The 18,260-nt window shown below is 48.9% G+C and carries 17 protein-coding genes; 8 read left to right on the forward strand and 9 right to left on the reverse strand.

Features of this window, described 5'->3' with window-relative positions; genetic code table 11:
- The first annotated feature begins 1 nt into the window (after nt 1).
- The 7 genes from mrdA to lipA all read left to right on the forward strand — a co-directional run bounded on the left by mrdA (nt 2) and on the right by lipA (nt 7,183).
- Nucleotides 2-1,879, forward strand: a complete 1,878-nt coding sequence (gene mrdA, locus BZG80_RS04830; protein WP_077678860.1) for a penicillin-binding protein 2 — start codon at nt 2-4, stop codon at nt 1,877-1,879.
- Nucleotides 1,879-2,997 (forward strand): rod shape-determining protein RodA, encoded by a 1,119-nt coding sequence (rodA, locus tag BZG80_RS04835; RefSeq protein WP_077461618.1) that lies wholly within the window; start codon nt 1,879-1,881, stop codon nt 2,995-2,997. The genes mrdA and rodA overlap by 1 nt, the downstream gene beginning before the upstream one ends.
- A 2-nt stretch (nt 2,998-2,999) precedes the next feature.
- Entirely contained in the window at nt 3,000-3,821 is an 822-nt protein-coding gene (locus tag BZG80_RS04840; RefSeq protein WP_077678861.1) for a septal ring lytic transglycosylase RlpA family protein, read from the forward strand.
- 92 nt (nt 3,822-3,913) lie between these two features.
- On the forward strand, nt 3,914-5,086 hold the full coding sequence (locus BZG80_RS04845) for a serine hydrolase (protein ID WP_077660772.1): 1,173 nt from the start codon (nt 3,914-3,916) through the stop codon (nt 5,084-5,086).
- Between the two features lie 130 nt (nt 5,087-5,216).
- On the forward strand, nt 5,217-5,486 hold the full coding sequence (ybeD, locus tag BZG80_RS04850; RefSeq protein ID WP_025744456.1) for a DUF493 family protein YbeD: 270 nt from the start codon (nt 5,217-5,219) through the stop codon (nt 5,484-5,486).
- Between the two features lie 78 nt (nt 5,487-5,564).
- Entirely contained in the window at nt 5,565-6,221 is a 657-nt protein-coding gene (gene lipB, locus BZG80_RS04855) for a lipoyl(octanoyl) transferase LipB (protein ID WP_077678862.1), read from the forward strand.
- On the forward strand, nt 6,218-7,183 hold the full coding sequence (gene lipA / locus BZG80_RS04860; protein ID WP_077575954.1) for a lipoyl synthase: 966 nt from the start codon (nt 6,218-6,220) through the stop codon (nt 7,181-7,183). The genes lipB and lipA overlap by 4 nt, the downstream gene beginning before the upstream one ends.
- A 115-nt stretch (nt 7,184-7,298) precedes the next feature.
- On the opposite strand, the gene BZG80_RS04865 is transcribed toward lipA, so the two are convergent.
- From BZG80_RS04865 to BZG80_RS04890, 6 genes are all read right to left on the reverse strand, one after another.
- Nucleotides 7,299-8,552 (reverse strand): glutamate-5-semialdehyde dehydrogenase, encoded by a 1,254-nt coding sequence (locus tag BZG80_RS04865; RefSeq protein ID WP_077575955.1) that lies wholly within the window; start codon nt 8,550-8,552, stop codon nt 7,299-7,301.
- 37 nt (nt 8,553-8,589) lie between these two features.
- Nucleotides 8,590-9,744, reverse strand: coding sequence for a glutamate 5-kinase (gene proB, locus BZG80_RS04870; RefSeq protein ID WP_077678863.1), 1,155 nt, complete (start codon nt 9,742-9,744; stop codon nt 8,590-8,592).
- Between the two features lie 84 nt (nt 9,745-9,828).
- Entirely contained in the window at nt 9,829-10,230 is a 402-nt protein-coding gene (gene crl, locus BZG80_RS04875; RefSeq protein WP_077461623.1) for a sigma factor-binding protein Crl, read from the reverse strand.
- Nucleotides 10,231-10,362: 132 nt separating this feature from the next.
- The gene (frsA, locus tag BZG80_RS04880) at nt 10,363-11,616 is read right to left on the reverse strand and encodes an esterase FrsA (protein WP_077461624.1); all 1,254 of its coding nucleotides are present in this window, start codon (nt 11,614-11,616) and stop codon (nt 10,363-10,365) included.
- 156 nt (nt 11,617-11,772) lie between these two features.
- Nucleotides 11,773-12,228 carry a xanthine phosphoribosyltransferase gene (gene gpt, locus BZG80_RS04885; RefSeq protein WP_025744451.1) on the reverse strand — a complete coding sequence of 152 codons (456 nt, stop codon included), beginning with the start codon at nt 12,226-12,228 and terminating at the stop codon, nt 11,773-11,775.
- Between the two features lie 57 nt (nt 12,229-12,285).
- Nucleotides 12,286-13,578 carry an NCS2 family permease gene (locus BZG80_RS04890; RefSeq protein WP_021024131.1) on the reverse strand — a complete coding sequence of 431 codons (1,293 nt, stop codon included), beginning with the start codon at nt 13,576-13,578 and terminating at the stop codon, nt 12,286-12,288.
- 736 nt (nt 13,579-14,314) lie between these two features.
- Here BZG80_RS04890 and BZG80_RS04895 point away from each other — a divergent pair.
- Nucleotides 14,315-15,778, forward strand: coding sequence for an aminoacyl-histidine dipeptidase (locus tag BZG80_RS04895; RefSeq protein ID WP_108743682.1), 1,464 nt, complete (start codon nt 14,315-14,317; stop codon nt 15,776-15,778).
- Here the strand turns inward: BZG80_RS04895 and dinB are convergent.
- The 3 genes from dinB to BZG80_RS04910 all read right to left on the reverse strand — a co-directional run bounded on the left by dinB (nt 15,775) and on the right by BZG80_RS04910 (nt 18,258).
- Nucleotides 15,775-16,827 (reverse strand): DNA polymerase IV, encoded by a 1,053-nt coding sequence (gene dinB / locus BZG80_RS04900; protein WP_021024133.1) that lies wholly within the window; start codon nt 16,825-16,827, stop codon nt 15,775-15,777. The two genes, BZG80_RS04895 and dinB, sit on opposite strands and share 4 nt — an antisense overlap.
- Nucleotides 16,828-16,899: 72 nt before the next feature.
- Nucleotides 16,900-17,121 (reverse strand): (Na+)-NQR maturation NqrM, encoded by a 222-nt coding sequence (gene nqrM / locus BZG80_RS04905; RefSeq protein ID WP_021024134.1) that lies wholly within the window; start codon nt 17,119-17,121, stop codon nt 16,900-16,902.
- 120 nt (nt 17,122-17,241) lie between these two features.
- Nucleotides 17,242-18,258, reverse strand: coding sequence for an FAD:protein FMN transferase (locus tag BZG80_RS04910; RefSeq protein ID WP_077678864.1), 1,017 nt, complete (start codon nt 18,256-18,258; stop codon nt 17,242-17,244).
- Nucleotides 18,259-18,260 lie beyond the last annotated feature (2 nt).

Raw genomic sequence — 18,260 nt, forward strand, 5'->3', positions numbered from 1 at the left:
GATGAAGCGCCAACGAGTTGAAATCCGAGACCACAGTACCGAGGCTGCGTTATTTGTGCGCCGCGCTATTGTCTCTTTTGTCGGCATTATGGCGCTTGTTGGAGCGTTGCTCACCAACCTTTATCATATTCAAGTAACCGAGCATCAAGACTACCAAACTCGCTCGAATGATAATCGTATTAAAGTGGTCCCTGTCGCGCCTAACCGTGGCCTCATTTATGACCGCCATGGAAAACTGCTGGCTGAAAACCGCCCGGTTTATCATTTAGAAGTGACCCCCGAGCAAGTCGATGATATGTCGGCAACCTTGGCCAAGCTTAAACGCTTGTTGTCGCTGGATGACAAAGATATTGCACGCTTTCAACAAGAACGTCGCCGCTCTCGCCGTTTTAATGCCGTGGCACTCAAAACGCAACTGACTGACAAAGAGGTCGCGATTTTTTCCGCCCACCAGCATCAATTTACCGGGGTTGAAATCAAAGCCTATCTAAAACGTCATTACCCATATGGCGATGCGTTGACACACGTGCTGGGTTATGTCGCAAGAATTAATGATCGCGATATTGCCAAGTTGCGACAAAAAGACGTGCTCAATAACTACCGAGCGACGCGTGACATTGGCAAACTCGGGATAGAAAAATATTATGAGCCCGAGTTACACGGAAAAGCCGGCTATCAGGAAGTCGAAGTGAATAGCCGAGGTCGTGTGATCCGGACACTTAAATACGTTCCCCCTGAGCCCGGTAAAGACTTAATCCTCAACCTCGATATTGATTTGCAGCTGTACGTGCGCGGTATTCTTGGCGATCGCCGTGGTGCAGTGGTGGTGGTTGATCCTGATACCTCCGGGGTATTGGCCATGGTATCGACCCCAAGCTATGATCCGAACTTATTCGTCCACGGCATTTCGAGTAAACAGTATCAGCAATTACTCAATAATAAAGATCGCCCACTGGTGAATCGGGCGACCCTAGGCATTTATCCCCCCGCCTCAACGGTGAAGCCTTTTATCGCTGTCTCTGCGTTGGAAGAAGGCGTGATCACGACCCAGACCACCCGCAATGACCCTGGTTATTGGCGCATCCCTAATTCAGACACCCGTCCATTCCGTGACTGGCGTACCTGGGGCCATGGCCGCGTTAATATTGTTCAATCGATTGAAGAATCGGTTGATACGTTTTTCTATCAAATCGCCTACGACATGGGGATTGATAAATTATCATCATGGATGGGTCGATTCGGGTTTGGCCAATACACAGGCATTGATATTCAAGAAGAGAGCAGTGCCAATATGCCTAACCGAGAATGGAAAAGAAGCCGATATCGGCAACCTTGGTACAAGGGTGACACCATTCCGGTTGGTATTGGACAAGGCTACTGGACGGCGACACCCATGCAGATTGTTAAAGCACTTACGGTGTTGCTTAACCGTGGCGAAGTGAAAGCCCCAAAACTATTAATGAAAACCCGCGATGAAACGGGTGAACACAAACCGAAGGCTGAGCCATTTCCACCGATAAAAGGGGTCAAGGACAAATATTGGGATGTGGGACTAAAAGGCATGCAATTGGTTAATCATGGGCGTAAAGGGACAGCGCGTCGTGCTTTCCGCTCCGCGGAGTATCTATCGGGAGGAAAATCGGGCACCGCTCAGGTCTTTGGCCTAGGCGAAAACGAAGAGTATAACGCCGATGAAATCGCCGAACATCTGCGCGATCATGCGCTATTTATGGGGTTCGCGCCTTTTGAAAATCCCGAAGTCGCGGTATCTATGGTGTTAGAAAATGCCGGTGGCGGGTCAAGCAATGGTGCGCCGATCGCGCGCCGTATCTTCGATCATATTCTAGTGGAAGACAAAGAGACGAAGGAGGAAAAATAATGAGTTCGTTAGCTCAAGCCAGCACCAAACGCTCTTTGTTTGACCGCTTACATCTCGATTTGCCCATGCTGATTGGTGTTTTGTTACTAATGGGCTTCGGGCTGGTGGTCATGTATAGCGCAAGCGGGCAAAGCCTGGCGATGATGGAACGCCAAGCCATTCGCATGACGCTGGCACTTGCCGTCATGTTTGCACTCGCCCAAGTTCCTCCTCGCCACTATGAGTTTTGGTCACCCTATTTATACGCCGTAGGCGTGGTGTTATTAGCGGCGGTATTATTCGTCGGAGAAACCGCCAAAGGGGCTCAACGCTGGCTTGATCTGGGTTTTGTTACCTTCCAGCCTTCAGAAATCATTAAATTAGCGGTGCCTTTAATGCTGGCTCGCTTTATTGGTAAAGATCCCCTCCCCCCCAAAATATCTACTTTGCTGATCGCGCTATTCTTGTTGTTGGTCCCTACACTCATGATTGCCAAACAACCCGATTTAGGGACCTCTATATTGATCGCCGCATCCGGCATATTCGTGTTGTTCCTAGCCGGTATCAGTTGGAAAATCATCACCGCTGCTGTCGTCGCGCTTGCCAGCTTTATACCAGTACTTTGGTTTTTCCTGATGCACGATTACCAACGAACACGGGTGCTTACCTTGTTTAATCCTGAATCGGATCCGCTCGGTGCCGGCTATCACATTATCCAATCTAAGATCGCGATAGGCTCGGGCGGTTTAACCGGTAAAGGCTGGCTCCATGGAACACAGTCGCAGCTCGAGTTTCTCCCTGAACGCCATACTGATTTTATTTTTGCCGTCATCGCCGAAGAATGGGGGTTAGTGGGTGTTTGCGTGCTACTGGCTTTATATGTGTTTTTGATTGGGCGAGGGTTAATGTTGGCAAGCCGAGCACAAACCGCCTTTGGCCGTATGATGGCGGGCAGTATTGTGTTGAGCTTTTTTGTTTATGTTTTTGTCAACATTGGCATGGTCAGCGGTATTTTACCTGTGGTTGGGGTACCCTTACCTTTAATCAGCTATGGTGGCACCTCAATGGTCACGCTCATGGCGGGTTTTGGTATTCTCATGTCCATTCATACTCACCGTAAAATGTTATCCAGGGCATAAACATGCGAGCTATTCTTGTTGTTATTACTTCCCTTTTATTCAGCGCCTGTAGCAACCAGCAAGGGCGCTACGATATGCATAATGACAAAGCCCCAGAGCGGGTTCCACAAACCATTCATGTTGAGGACGCACACCCTAAATATGAGCCTTACAGCCTCGCGGGTAATAAGGATTACACGTTAAACGGGCAGTCATACCAGATTTTACGTAAGCCTAAGGGGTATCAACAAGCAGGAATTGCCTCCTGGTATGGAGAGAAGTTTCACGGCCATCGCACCTCCAATGGTGAGGTCTACGATATGTACTCCATGTCTGCGGCGCACAAAACCTTGCCCTTGCCGAGCTATGTCGAAGTCACTAACCAAAACAATGGCAAAAAAGCAGTTGTGCGTGTCAATGACCGCGGTCCTTTTCACAACCAACGCGTGATTGATCTTAGCTATGCTGCAGCGAAAAAGTTGGACGTGTTAAAAACCGGCACTGCGCCTGTCTCACTGCGGCTTATCTCCCCTGAAAAACCCAAGGAAGATGAATGGCACTCCGCCCGGCATCATGCCTATTATGTTCAACTGGCGGCGCTTTCAGATGGTTTAAAAGCCAATCAAACCGCGGAACAATTAGCAAAAAACCATGGTCTACCTACTCATATCGCGCGCCGTGACCAAGTTTATCGCGTACGTTTTGGTCCGTTTTACGACCGTGGCCAAGCACAACAAGCGATGCGCACAGCAAAACAACACCAATTGCCAGGCGCCTTTATCGTCACCGAGGCACTTGTGAATACTGACTCAACGGTAACAAGTGCCAAAACAGATAATCAATAAGTTAAAGAAATCGAGCCTGTCGCTCTCTACGCAATTTGGTATAGTGACAAATACAGTATCGACATCGATAACCGACAAAAGTACTAACAATGATGAATAAAACCGTTTTTCGCATACGCGCGCTGCTTTCCGCGGCTGTGCTCACCACAGCGACTGTCCAAGCCGCGCCCGCTGTCATCCCTGATGCACCGCAAATTGCGGCGAAAGGATATGTGCTCATGGATTACCATTCTGGCAAAGTATTGGCAGAATATAATGCTCATGAGCGCCTCAATCCAGCCAGCTTAACCAAAATGATGACCAGCTACGTCATCGGCCAAGAAGTCGAGCGTGGTAACATTTCAATGGATGATGATGTTGTCATTAGCGAAAACGCCTGGGCAAAAAATTACCCTGAATCGTCAAAAATGTTTATCGAGGTCGGCACCACGGTCAAAGCGGCCGATCTAAACCGCGGTATCATCATCCAATCCGGTAATGATGCCTGTGTGGCGATGGCAGAACATGTTGCGGGCTCTGAAGACGCCTTTGTCGATTTGATGAACCGCTGGGGCGAAAGCTTGGGCATGAACAGCTCGCATTTTTCTAATGTGCATGGTTTAGACTCTCAAAATTTGTATACCACCCCCTATGATATGGCGTTACTCGGCCAAGCGCTGATTCGTGATGTGCCAGAAGAGTATCGGATATATAAAGAAAAAGCCTTTACCTACAACGGCATTACTCAATACAACCGTAATGGCTTGCTCTGGGATAAAAGCCTGAATGTCGATGGCATTAAAACGGGCCACACTGATGGGGCCGGTTACAACCTCGTCACGTCAGCGACTGAGGGCGACATGCGCCTTATATCAGTTGTCATGGGGACGAAGAGTGCAAATGCCCGTAAGGCTGAGAGTAAAAAGCTGCTGAACTATGGTTTCCGTTTCTTTGAAACAGTTGCACCGCATAAGGCTAATGAAACCTTTGTCACTGAGAAAGTATGGATGGGTGATACAGACGAAGTCGCGCTGGGCGTCACCGAAGATACCTTTGTCACTCTTCCTCGCGGTAAAGCACGCGATTTGAAAGCGAGCTTTGTTTTAGAACAAACCCTCGAAGCGCCTATCAGTCAGGGCGACGTGGTCGGTAAGTTGTTCTATCAAGTTGATGATGAAGACATCGCTGAATATCCACTGGTTGCCCTCAACGATGTCGAAAAAGGCGGTATCTTTAGCCGTTTCATTGACTACATCGTGATGATGTTCAAAAACTTACTTGGATAACCTCCACTTTACGCCGCCCTCCAACCTCGTGGGCGGCTTGTTTTCTGACTCTTAGCCGATTAGTATTTCGCGTTAATCGTGATCAATCGCACAAACGTGTGTCTTAACAGACATACTGTTAGGAGTTTACATGCAAGAACAACCAAAATTAAAAGACCTGCTGGAGTTTCCTTGCCAATTTACCTACAAGGTCGTGGGCCAAGCGAAACCTGAGCTACCGGATCAAGTGTTAAGCGTTATTCAACGCCATGCGCCGGGAGACTATAGCCCCGCCGTCAAACCGAGTGCAAAAGGCAACTATCACTCTGTGTCTATTACCATTAAAGCGACCTCCATTGAGCAAGTTGAGACGCTTTATAAAGAACTCAGCGATATTGATATCGTCCGTATGGTTCTTTAATTCAAATACCCACACGACTGGCGGCTTTTAATCACGCCGCCAGGCTCTATAATATCGCCACTGACAACAATATGGGAAATGGGTTTGCAGCACCAACTCGTTGTGAGACACCTCGGCCGTCAACCGTATTCACGTGTTTGGGAACAGATGCGTGACTTCACCGACACACGTGATGAACAGACCCAAGATGAGGTCTGGTTGGTTGAACATGACCCCGTTTTTACCCAAGGGCAAGCGGGAAAAACGGAACATATTTTGGTCCCGGGAGACATTCCAGTCGTACAATCAGACCGTGGGGGGCAAGTCACCTATCATGGTCCCGGTCAGCTGATTGCCTATTTCCTGATTAATCTTAAAAGAAAAAAAGTCGGTGTGCGGGCACTGGTTAGTCATATTGAAAATCTAGTCGTTGACACGCTGGCACACTTCCATGTCGACGCTTACGCGCGACCCGATGCACCTGGCGTTTACGTTAACGATGCAAAAATATGTTCTCTTGGGCTCCGTATCCGTCGCGGATGCTCATTCCACGGATTGGCACTAAACATCAATATGGATTTATCACCATTCCAACGCATCAACCCATGTGGGTATGCAGGTATGGCCATGACGCAACTGAGCGATCAGGTTGATCACGTCACACTCTCTGACGTCCAACCTGTGCTGGTAGACACTTTAACTCAACAGTTAGGCTACTCTCAGGTTGAGTTTACAACGGAAAGCAGCGATTTATGAGCAAACCGATTCAGATGGAACGCGGCGTTAAATACCGCGACGCCGATAAAATGGCGCTTATCCCGGTCAAAAATATGCAGACCGAGCAAAAAGAAGTGCTGCGCAAGCCTGATTGGATGAAAATCAAGCTCCCGGCTGAAACTGCGCGTATAAAAGAAATTAAAGACGCGATGCGTAAAAATAACCTCCACTCGGTGTGTGAGGAAGCGTCGTGTCCTAACTTGGCTGAGTGCTTTAGCCACGGTACGGCAACCTTTATGATTCTGGGCGCCATCTGTACACGTCGTTGCCCTTTCTGTGATGTGGCCCATGGCCGCCCTGTGGCCCCTGACAGTGAAGAGCCAAAGCATTTGGCACAAACTATCAAGGACATGAAGCTACGTTATGTGGTGATCACCTCGGTGGATCGTGACGATCTCCGCGACGGCGGCGCTCAGCATTTTGTCGATTGCACCCGTGAGATCCGTGCGCTTAACCCTGATATTCAAATAGAGACACTGGTCCCTGACTTCCGTGGTCGTATGGATAAAGCCCTCGATATCTTGCGTGACAATCCACCCGATGTGTTCAACCACAACCTTGAAACGGCACCGCGTTTGTACCGAAAAGCGCGCCCCGGCGCTAATTATCAGTGGTCACTGGATCTGTTGCAAAAGTTTGGCGAAATGCATCCAGACGTACCAACCAAGTCAGGATTGATGATGGGTCTCGGTGAGACCAAAGAAGAAATTGTTGAGGTGCTCAAAGACTTACGTGCGCATGGTGTCACAATGCTAACGCTAGGACAGTACCTCGCCCCAAGCCGTCACCACTTGCCGGTTGAGCGCTATGTGCCACCAGAAGAATTCGATGAATTAAAAGAAATCGCGCTAGATCTTGGCTTTACACATGCAGCCTGTGGCCCGTTTGTTCGCTCCTCTTATCATGCAGACTTGCAAGCAAAAGGCGTTGAAGTGAAATAGCCTTATCGTGTGGGTACATGGTAAATAGTGGGTACACGGATAAATAAGAAAAAGCCGCAAGTGGTGAATGCACTTGCGGCTTTTTTAGTCGGTTATGACTGACTAACTTTCGCCATTATACGCGCGATAAGTAATCAGCCTTACCAACCCATTTATAGGTCGTTAGCTCTTCGAGTCCCATCGGACCGCGGGCATGGAGCTTTTGAGTGGATACCGCCACTTCAGCGCCAAGACCAAACTGCGCACCATCGGTAAAACGCGTTGATGCATTGACATAAACCGCTGCCGATCCGGCACCGTTGATAAAGGCTTCAGCCGATTGTAAATCATTAGTCAGTATGGCATCAGAGTGACTCGCGTTATGGGTCCTCATGTGCGCAAGCGCCTGATCCACGTCATCAACAACAGCCACACCCAGTGTCGGCCCTAGCCACTCAGTATCAAAGTCACCCGTTTGTGCTTCACGTAGCTGTTCAACACCATCCAGATAGGGTAATGCACTTGATGCGGCGACAACATTCAGCTTATGTTGATTAAACAGCGTGACTAAACGCGAGAACAACTGCGCAGCTACGTCCTTATGCACTAACAAGGTGTCCAATGCATTGCACGCTGATGGGCGATCTGTTTTTGCATTGAGGATCACCTCTGGCGCTCTATCAAGATCAGCACTGTGATCAACATACAGATGACTAATACCAAAACCACCGATAATGACAGGAATGGTACTGTTTTGCTTGCACATTTTATGCAGACCTGCCCCACCACGGGGAATAATCATATCGACGTAATCATCAAGGGTCAGCAGTTCAGAAACGAGGGCGCGATCGGGCTTATCAATATACTGAACGGACGCGAGCGGAAGGCCTGCTTTTTCTAACCCAGTTTGGATCACATTCACTAGCACCTGGTTGGTTGCGAACGTTTCTTTGCCGCCGCGTAAAATACTAGCATTGCCGGTTTTCAAGCATAATGCGGCAATATCAATGGTGACATTTGGACGCGCTTCATAAATCACACCAATCACGCCCAGAGGCTCACGTCGCTTGGATAATGACAGGCCATTTTCGAGCAGTTTATGATCGAACTGTTGACCGACAGGATCGGCTAATGCGATGACTTGCCTAACGTCTTTCGCCATATTGGTGAGGCGTTCTGGGGTCAGTGTGAGTCTATCCAACATCGCTGCATCCATCTGTGCCTCGCGAGCGGCGGCAAGATCGATTTGGTTTGCGGCTAAAATGGCCGCCTGCTGTGCATCAAGTTCATCGGCAATGATCGCTAACGCCTGGTTTTTCGTCGCGGTCGATGTGATTGCCAGTTGGTAAGCGGCATCTTTTGCCGACTTACCCATCGTTTGTAAGCTCATCTGTTATTCGTCTCTTCTATTCGTCTCTGCTTGGATGTTATTCGTCGATGACCACAAGATCGTCACGATGCATCGCAACCGGTCCATACTCATAGCCTAAAATATCTGTAATCTGTTGGCTATGTGCGCCGGCAATACGGCGCAAATCACGTGCGGCATAACGACAGATCCCACGGGCCAGACACTTACCATCAACCGATTCAATACGTGCCACTTCGCCACGGACAAACTCGCCTTTCACAGCGACAATCCCTTTGCTCAACAAACTGCTTCCGTTTTGCGTCACTGCTGTGGCGGCACCGGCATCTACCACGATCTCGCCTGCTGGAGGAGGACCCGCCAAAATCCAGCGCTTGCGGCTTTCTAACGGACTGTCTAAGGGTAAAAAGCGTGTCCCCGCATTATCACCGGCGGCAGCTTTTTGGATCACCTCCGGCTTACTGCCTGCTGCTATGGTGACTTCGACACCGGCTCGACGACCAATATCCGCCGCTTGCAGTTTGGTCGCCATGCCTCCCGTGCCCAAGCCACCGACACTGCCTCCGGCTAATTTGCGTAAGGTTTCATCAATCGTGTGCACTTCACGAATTAATTCAGCGTCAGGATTCGCGCGAGGATCGGCGGTAAAGAGGCCAGGCTGATCCGTTAAGAGCAAAAGCTTGTCAGCATCAGCTAAAATCGCGACCAGTGCTGACAAGTTATCATTGTCTCCAACTTTTATTTCAGCGGTGGCCACCGCATCGTTTTCGTTCACAATCGGGATGATACCGTTATCTAGCAACGCATGAAGCATGTCACGGGCATTGAGAAAACGTTCTCGGTGTTCTAAATCGGCGCGAGTTAATAACATTTGCCCAACCTGAAAGCCGTATAAACTAAACAGGTGTTCCCACGTTTGAATCAAACGACACTGGCCAACGGCAGCAAGCATTTGCTTATTTGCAACCGTATCGGCTAATACCGGATAACCAAGATGCTCTCGCCCTGCTGCAATGGCTGCAGATGAGACGATAATGACCTGATGGCCTTGTTGTCTTAACCTTGCACATTGGCGGACTAACTCAACCATATGTGCTTGATCCAGGCGCGTCGAGCCACCCGTAAGCACACTGGTGCCCAATTTAACCACGAGAGTTTGCGAGGGAATGTTGGCTGCTAGGCCACCATCTTGAAATGCGTCTTGAATAGTCATGCTTGCCTGATCCACAAAAGCTTAGGTGTCTCTTTTATCAATCCCTTGCTCATTTAACAAGAGCTGGGATCAGGCAATTCACAGTTACTTGGCGCCCGTCAGTTTTGGCTCGGTGAGCGCGGCGCTGGGTGACAAGGATAGATCGAGCTCTTGGTCTAGCAAGGTATACAGTTTGGTATAAAAGTTAGTTAACGTTTTGTCTACCGCTTCCCTCGCCTCTTGAGGAATTGACTCATTCACCCAATCCCCTTTGTGGTCATAAAGACCAAACCCATAGCGATAATTGAACCCGTCTTCGGTGGGGGCTAACTCAAACCACCATCCCCAGAATTCTCGCGCATCAGGATCTTTTTCCGCATCCACACATACGGACAGGCTATCAAAAAAGTAACGTTCTGGTGCCGATATCCCCTCTCGAAAATAGGGGCCCAAAGCCGTAAATCGCGTTTTTAATCGTCCATGTGAAAGCGTCGTTTTATCGCTCATCGTGTCCTCCAGTGGCACTTTAACGTCCTTGTACATGGTATATCATGCGGTTAACGTTCAGGTGAATGTCAATCCTTCGCTTTCGGCGGTAGATCACACCTTCGATTCGGGCTACCACCTCTTATGATAGGTTTAAAGCATGTCCGTAAACCATTTGACGGTTTCTGTGAGTGCACGATGATAGCCATCGTGTAATGGCGTGTTTGGGAGGGTAACGGCTTTCCCTCCGCGACTGTATCGCGCGATCAACTGGTTATCTGACTCCGGACACACAGGATCATCTTTTAAGCTTAGCGCGAGAATCGGTACGTCTGTGCGGCGGCCAGTGAGCAGACCTTGATTTTTTAATGACCACGCTTGTAAGCGCGTTTTCAAGGTATCGATAGGCAGCCGGCGTCCTATGCGAGAGCCTAAAGTATCTAGGTACATGGGTGGCATTTTCTTCATTCTTGTCGCATCGGTGAGTAATGCATGCACAATCCCCCCCAGTGACGCACTGGCCTTGATACGATGAGGTTCTAAAAATGCCATCCGTACTGCTGGGTTAGCCCCAAAACGGATACCCATGGTGCCGACGCGATGGTGATCCGCCCATGGTACATCAGCGAGCTTATCAAGCATCGCCGCATGCAAGCGGCTGGTGTCTTCGTTTAAATGCCAGTGGCTGCTGTGGCCCACCGATGGCATATCAAGCGTCAGTACCGCGATATCGGCGGGAGCAAAGTAATCGACAAATAAGCGCCAGAGATCGGTTTGTAAACTGTCAAGGCTGCCACTCAAGATCACAACCGGCAAGGTGGCGTCTGTACGTGGTAAATAGAGATACCCTTTTAACGTCTTACCGTCTAATTGCGTTTCGACAGTCTTCACCGTAAACGGCAGTTGTGACATTGCTTTTTCAAACGCTTTAAATGCCAAGGTTTCGGCCTGTAAGGCAAGGTTGTCCCCTTTAAGATGAGGGTAAGCCGCGATACCAAAGTAAGTACACGCCTGAAGCCACTGTTCACTCGCCTGCTCAGCCTTTCCTTCATCCGCCAACACTTTGGCTTTTTTTTGGTGTTGCATCCCTACCGCGGTCCATTCATAGTTCCAATTACCCGCTCGGTAACCTTCAACCGTATCCAATAACGCATCAACAGAACGGGTATTGTCAGAAGAGGCAATACGAGAAAAGATCGCTTCCATTTCGACCGGATCGACCCCTTGCCAAGTCCACTGACCACGACGACGCATACGGTACCAACTCGATTCGCTGTCGCCATCAAATGCCGAGTAATTGGCTTGCTGGCTTTGTTGAACCGCACCAAATAGTGTTGATGTTTCGGTAGCATGTTTGTGTTTAGCAAAAAGCGTCACCGATAGGTTTTGTGATTCTTTCTTGGACACACCCACTCCTAGGCTTTTTTGTAACGTGATGTTAGTTTAAACCATACACATAGCAAGACCATGATTTTCCGCACTTAATCACAGGAATAAAAAACGCCGCGTGAAAACGCGGCGTTTTGGCTCAATCCGGTAGGCTATTTGCGTTGCCAACGGCATTTATTTTGCAATCGGATCAACATAGCTGACCGCCATATCCCAAGGCTGCTCAATCCAAGTATCTTGCGGAATATCAACGACGTAGTCATCAACAAGAGACTTGCCCGCTGGCTTCGCACTCACGGTCACAAAACGTGCTTTGGGGTAGAGTTGACGCACCATTTCAGCCGTCCCACCCGTATCAACGAGATCGTCAACCACAATAAAACCGTCACCATCACCGGGCGCTTGCTTGACGACACGCATATCGCGTTGATGGTCGTGGTCATAACTGGAAATACAGACTGTGTCGACATGGCGAATACCCAGCTCACGGGCAAGAATGGCAGCAGGGACCAAACCACCGCGGGTAACGGCGATAATACCTTGCCATTGCTCTGCGGGAAGCAACTTTTCTGCCAATTGCCGGGTGTACATCTGCATATTGTCCCAGGTAATAATAAACTTAGTGCTCATGGTGAAAACCTCGTGGCGTCTCTCGCCTTATTTTAATGTCAATGTGGGCACGTTGCTTTACACTAAGAAGACAAACTTGAGTAAGAACAACCCCGCCAAAATCCAGATACTGACAGGAACTTCTCGCCCTTTGCCCGCAAAGGTTTTTACGGCACAAAACGCAATAAAGCCAAGCCCAATACCGCTTGCTATTGAATAAGTCAGCGGCATCAGCAAACACACCACCACAACAGGCGCAGCCTCAGTCAGATCACGCCAATTAATGCTCACCAAACCTGACATCATCAAGATGGCCACATAAAATAAGGCGCCAGCAGTCGCATAGGCAGGCACCATACCTGCTAACGGTGCAAAAAAGAGCGCCAGTAAAAACAGAATACCAACAACCACAGCGGTCAATCCCGTGCGACCGCCAGCGGCAACCCCTGATACGCTCTCAATGTAAGACGTTGTGTTTGACGTGCCTAAAAGCGCCCCGACTGATGTCGCGGTACTATCTGCCAGTAATGCACGATTTAAGCGCGGTAGTTTACCATCTTTATCCAAAAGTTCCGCGCGCTGTGCCACACCCACTAAGGTTCCTGCAGTATCAAAAAGATCGACAAATAAAAATGCGAACACAATCGACACTAATCCCACTTCAAACGCGCCAGAAAAATCGAGTTGCATAAAGGTCGGCGCTAAACTCGGCGGCGCGGACATCACACCACCGTATGCCACATCACCGGCGATGACACCGATGATCGTGACCGCCAAAATGGCAATCATTACCGCCCCTTTCATTCCTCGGTGCACTAAACCGATGGTCAGAAAGAAACCAAGTGCCGCCATGGCGGGAGCAAAGGCTGTCACATCACCGAGCGCGACCAATGTTGCTGGGTGGTCAACGACAATCCCGGCGTTTTGCAACGCAATGAGCGCCAAAAAAAGTCCGATACCGGCTGATATACCGGTTCGTAGTGCCATTGGAATCGAATTAATGATCCATTCACGCACGCGCAAGACACTTAACAAAATGAAACATAACCCGGAGATAAATACGGCGGCTAACGCAACCTGCCAAGAGTGTCCCATTTGTAAAACCACGGTGTAGGTAAAAAAGGCATTCAGTCCCATCCCCGGCGCCTGTGCGACTGGATAGTTTGCCACAATCCCCATCACTAGACAGCCAACCGCTGCCGCTAGACAGGTCGCGACAAAGACAGCGCCTTTATCCATGCCTGCCTCAGCCAAAATAGAGGGATTGACGAAAATGATATACGCCATGGTTAAAAAAGTGGTGAACCCGGCGATGACTTCAGTACGAAGATCGGTGCCGTGGGCTTTAAGTTGAAATAAACGCTCTAACATCGGTTTTGTCCCAAACTAAAAAGTGATGTATCGCTAGATACCAAAAGGAAAACGTTTGCGTATTTAAAATTGGCGCAAATCTTACCGATCGATCGCTAAAATTTCCAGCGCTAAAATCATTTAGTAGTGACGAGGAGGTAGAGGAAGAGAACATTCTGTGGCAGCGAGTCGATATAACTAGACAAGTACGATTTATAGACAAAAAACTTATAAAAAAAACGCCACACATTGTGTGGCGCCAGAATAAAAGCTTTTGCTTTCTGGATCAGAAATCTCTCTGTAAGAGCGGGGGAATCATAAAACTTACTTGCGGTAGCCGAACGAAGCCGGATACGTAAAACCTTTGGTGTAGACTGACTGCTGATTCCAGTAGTAGCTCGATACCATGCCTTCCATTTTTTACCTCTCTCAAGTTTAAACCAATGTTGTTCACATTTATCTCGGTTCCTTGGAGGCGAATGCTCGGGTTCACTCCATGAACAACTGGCAAGCGATGTTGCCAATGTCTAGATAATATACCAAAGGTAATTTATTTACAAGCTTTAAGGTGACAGGAGTCACAAAAAGTTCATATATGTAATTTAATTACAATAATAACGCCTAGTTTGATTGGCATAGCGGGTTTTTATCCATGTCTGTTGCCGTGATAGCGACAGTGATATGCTTGGGTTTGTTTTTCCATTTCAGTGAGACCTGCTGCATAAAAGGTCAACCATAAAATATAATGGAGTTTATCGTGTCTGACATTAGCCAATTATCACCGCGCCCTGTTTGGGCGTTTTTCGACCAAATCTGTGCTATCCCTCATCCTTCTTATCATGAGTCACAGTTAGCCCAGTTTATTATCGATTGGGCAAAGGGACGTGGTTTAGCGGTTCGTCAAGATAACGCCGGTAACCTATTCATTCGTAAACCAGCCACTCCCGGCATGGAGAATCGCAAGGGCGTAGTCTTACAAGCCCACCTCGATATGGTGCCTCAGAAGAATGAAAATACCGATCACGATTTTACCCGCGATCCTATTCGTCCCTATGTGGATGGGGAGTGGGTCACTGCCGATGGCACCACGTTAGGTGCGGATAACGGTATGGGGATGGCATCCTGCCTTGCTGTTCTCGATGCCGATGATATCGAGCACGGTCCACTTGAAGTATTACTCACCACCAACGAAGAAGCAGGTATGGATGGCGCGTTTGGGCTTGAAGCAGGCTGGCTAACAGGTGAGATACTGCTCAATACCGACTCAGAGCAAGAAGGGGAAGTGTACATGGGCTGCGCGGGTGGCGTGGATGCCAGTATGCATTTTCCACTCGAGCGACAAGCGATAGAAGGAGATCTAGCACGCTTTACGATTGGCATTAAAGGATTAAAAGGGGGCCACTCGGGCGTGGATATTCACACGGGCCGAGCGAATGCCAATAAATTATTAGCCCGTTTCCTGAGCCATCATCTTGATGATGTCGACATGAGCCTACTCGCGATACGTGGTGGTACATTACGCAATGCCATTCCTCGTGAAGCGTTTGCCGATATTGCCGTGCCTGCATCGCAAAAAGACGCACTGGCTGGCGCTGTTGACCGGTTCGCGACGCTGCTACAAGACGAGTTAGGCCGCTTGGAAGAGCAAGTGACCTTGGTAATGGAATCCACTGACAATGCAACTGATCCCCTCACACGCGCCGTCCAATCACGTTTATTAGCGGCCTTAAATGCTGCGCCTAACGGGGTAGTGAGAATGAGTGATGATGTCCCTGGCGTGGTCGAAACATCACTTAACCTCGGCGTGATTAATACTGAGGAAGATAAAATTACCGCCTTATTTCTGATCCGTTCATTGATCGACTCAGGCCGTGAAAACGTGCAAAGCATGCTGCAATCACTGGCAAGCTTAGCGAATGTTAATGTCGAGTTTTCAGGCGCCTACCCAGGTTGGAAACCGGATCCCGATTCAGAGATTATGCATATTTTCCGCGATACCTATGAAGGAATCTATCAGCGTAAACCTGACATCATGGTCATTCATGCGGGGCTAGAGTGTGGCCTATTTAAACAGCCCTATCCCAACATGGATATGATTTCATTTGGTCCGACTATCAAGTTTCCGCATTCTCCCGATGAGAAAGTAAATATCGATAGTGTTGGGCACTATTGGCAACAAATGCAGGCGATTTTAAAAGCGATTCCAGTTAAAACGGCCTAGCCGAGTAGACTCAGTTGGGGGGCGGTATCGTCTCCCAACCCAACCGACAAACCAATCAGGCGAATACCTCGCCCTTCCCCTCGATAAAAGGCTTCGTGTAACAAGGTATCAAACAAGGCGCGGTCCAAGGACTCACATCGGTGTGCGACCGTGGTGGTTTGAAAATCATTAAACTTCATTTTGATCCCTTGCCGGCAAATTCGTCCCCCTGCATCGGCTTTTTCTAATCGCGTCAGCAATTCATCGTATAAACGATCAATCCACGGCAAACAGGCATCAAGCAAGTTTAGATCCTCAGACAAGGTTTTTTCGACTCCGACGGATTTCCGTATACGCTCAACTTGCACCTCACGTCGGTCAATGCCATGAGCACGCTGCCAAAGCACGGAACCAAATTTACCAAAGCGCTGGACAAGCATTGATGGATCCGCGGTTTGAATATCATGGCAGGTAAACAGATTCCATTCATGCAACTTGGTCAAGGTGACCCGTCCCACACCAGGAATAGACTGTAAAGGGAGATCGCGAACAAAGTGTTCAACTTGGTCGGGTGACACCACGCAAATACCATCGGGTTTGTTTTTATCCGACGCTACTTTGGCGATAAATTTAATCGGCGCCACGCCCGCCGAGGCCGTTAATCCTAACTCATGGCGAATGTCTCGCCGAATTGCTTCGGCTATTAAGGTTGCAGAATTTTGATAACATTGAGTCTCAGAGACATCGAGGTAGGCTTCATCAAGGGAAAGCGGTTCTATGGTATCGGTATAGCGATGAAAAATAGCATGCAACTGTTGAGAGATGCGACGATATTTCGCCATGTCGCCACGCATCACTGTCAAGCCGGGACACAGCTTTAATGCTTGAGCGGTGGCCATCGCAGAACGTATGCCAAACCGCCGCGCGGGATAATTACAGGTGGCAATGACACCACGTCCATCGGCAGAGCCACCAATGGCTAAAGGAATAGACTGTAAGGCCGGATTATCGCGCATTTCTACTGCGGCATAAAAACAATCCATATCAATATGAATGATTTTTCTGCTCATGCTCCGGCCTTTTCATCAGAGTTCAGACGGGTTAGCCACGCGCTTTATAAAATGACGCGTTGGCAAAACACGTTAGATGATTTGATTTTTTTTCCACTCACGCGTTTTCTCCGCCCGCGCTTCGCGTTTTTTTCGTGCATCGCACGGCTCTGGGCAGTCACACTCTTTTTCAATACCGATCGCCCCCAAGCCACCACAGCTGCCGCTGATGGTTTTTTGCTGAACGATATAACCGATCGCCATACCCGCAATGACAAGGAGAAAGACTGCGAAGGTGATAAGAAAGACTGACATAATTGCTCACCTATTATTGGTCGTGATGCTCAGCGCCATGTGATGCGCTGAGCGAGTAACACGCATTACGCGTGCTTTAATCGTGCTGCCTCAACGGCACTGACGCTGTCCATAAAGACACTAACGCTGCAAATAAGGTTTAAACGCCTCTGACGCGATTTCTTCAAACCCATCGTCTGTTTTTACTACCATAAATACAGGAATATTCGCTTTGTTGGCTAATTCCATCGCTTTATCTGGCCCGAGTACCATAAAGCCTGTGGCTAAGCCATCAGCCGTCATACAAGACGGATCAAGTACGGTTACTGAGACCAAGTGATGATTGATCGGACGTCCTGTCGCAGGATCAATAATGTGCGAATAACGCATACCATCACTTTCAAAGTAGTTGCGATAGTCGCCAGATGTGGCAACCGCCATATCACCTGGCTCGACGATCTCTTGTACTGACTGCGCTCCCGCACTCGGTTTCTCAATCGCGATACGCCAAGGCACTTGATCTTGGTTCACGCCTTTTAATTGTAACTCACCACCAATCTCAACCAAATAGTTATCGAGTCCTAAATCGCCAAGGTAGTTTGCCACAACATCCACCCCGTACCCTTTCGCAATGGTTGATAAGTCAACATACAAGTCAGGGTTGGTTTTTGTGAGTCGACGCCCATCTACACTAAGGTGTTCTAAGCCCGTCATCGCCATCCGTGACGCTATCTCTTCATCACTGGGAATAGTCTCCGGCCGCTTTTCTGGCCCAAAACTCCAAAGGTTAACCAGTGGTCCCACTGTGACATCAAGCGCGCCTTGGGTAAATTGATTCAGCCGAATCGCCTCGTTAATCACGGTGATTGTCGCTGGAGAGACAGAAACAGGTGAGTTCGCTTGGTGCTGATTGAATTGACTCAATTCGGAGTCTGTTCGGTAAGTCGACATCTGATCGTTGACTGTTTCTAAACGCTGATCGATAGCCGCTTGAGCGACATCCTGCGAGGGAGTAGCGTCCGTCGCGATATATTTGATCGAATAATAGGTCCCCATCGTCTCGCCCGTAAGATGCACAAGCTCAGGGGCGCGCTCACAACCGACAAGACCTGCAACCACGGCAACGACTGTTGCACAGCGTAACCAAAACTTCTTCATAG

This window comes from Salinivibrio sp. MA440 (assembly GCF_001996265.1).
Lineage (GTDB): Bacteria > Pseudomonadota > Gammaproteobacteria > Enterobacterales > Vibrionaceae > Salinivibrio > Salinivibrio costicola.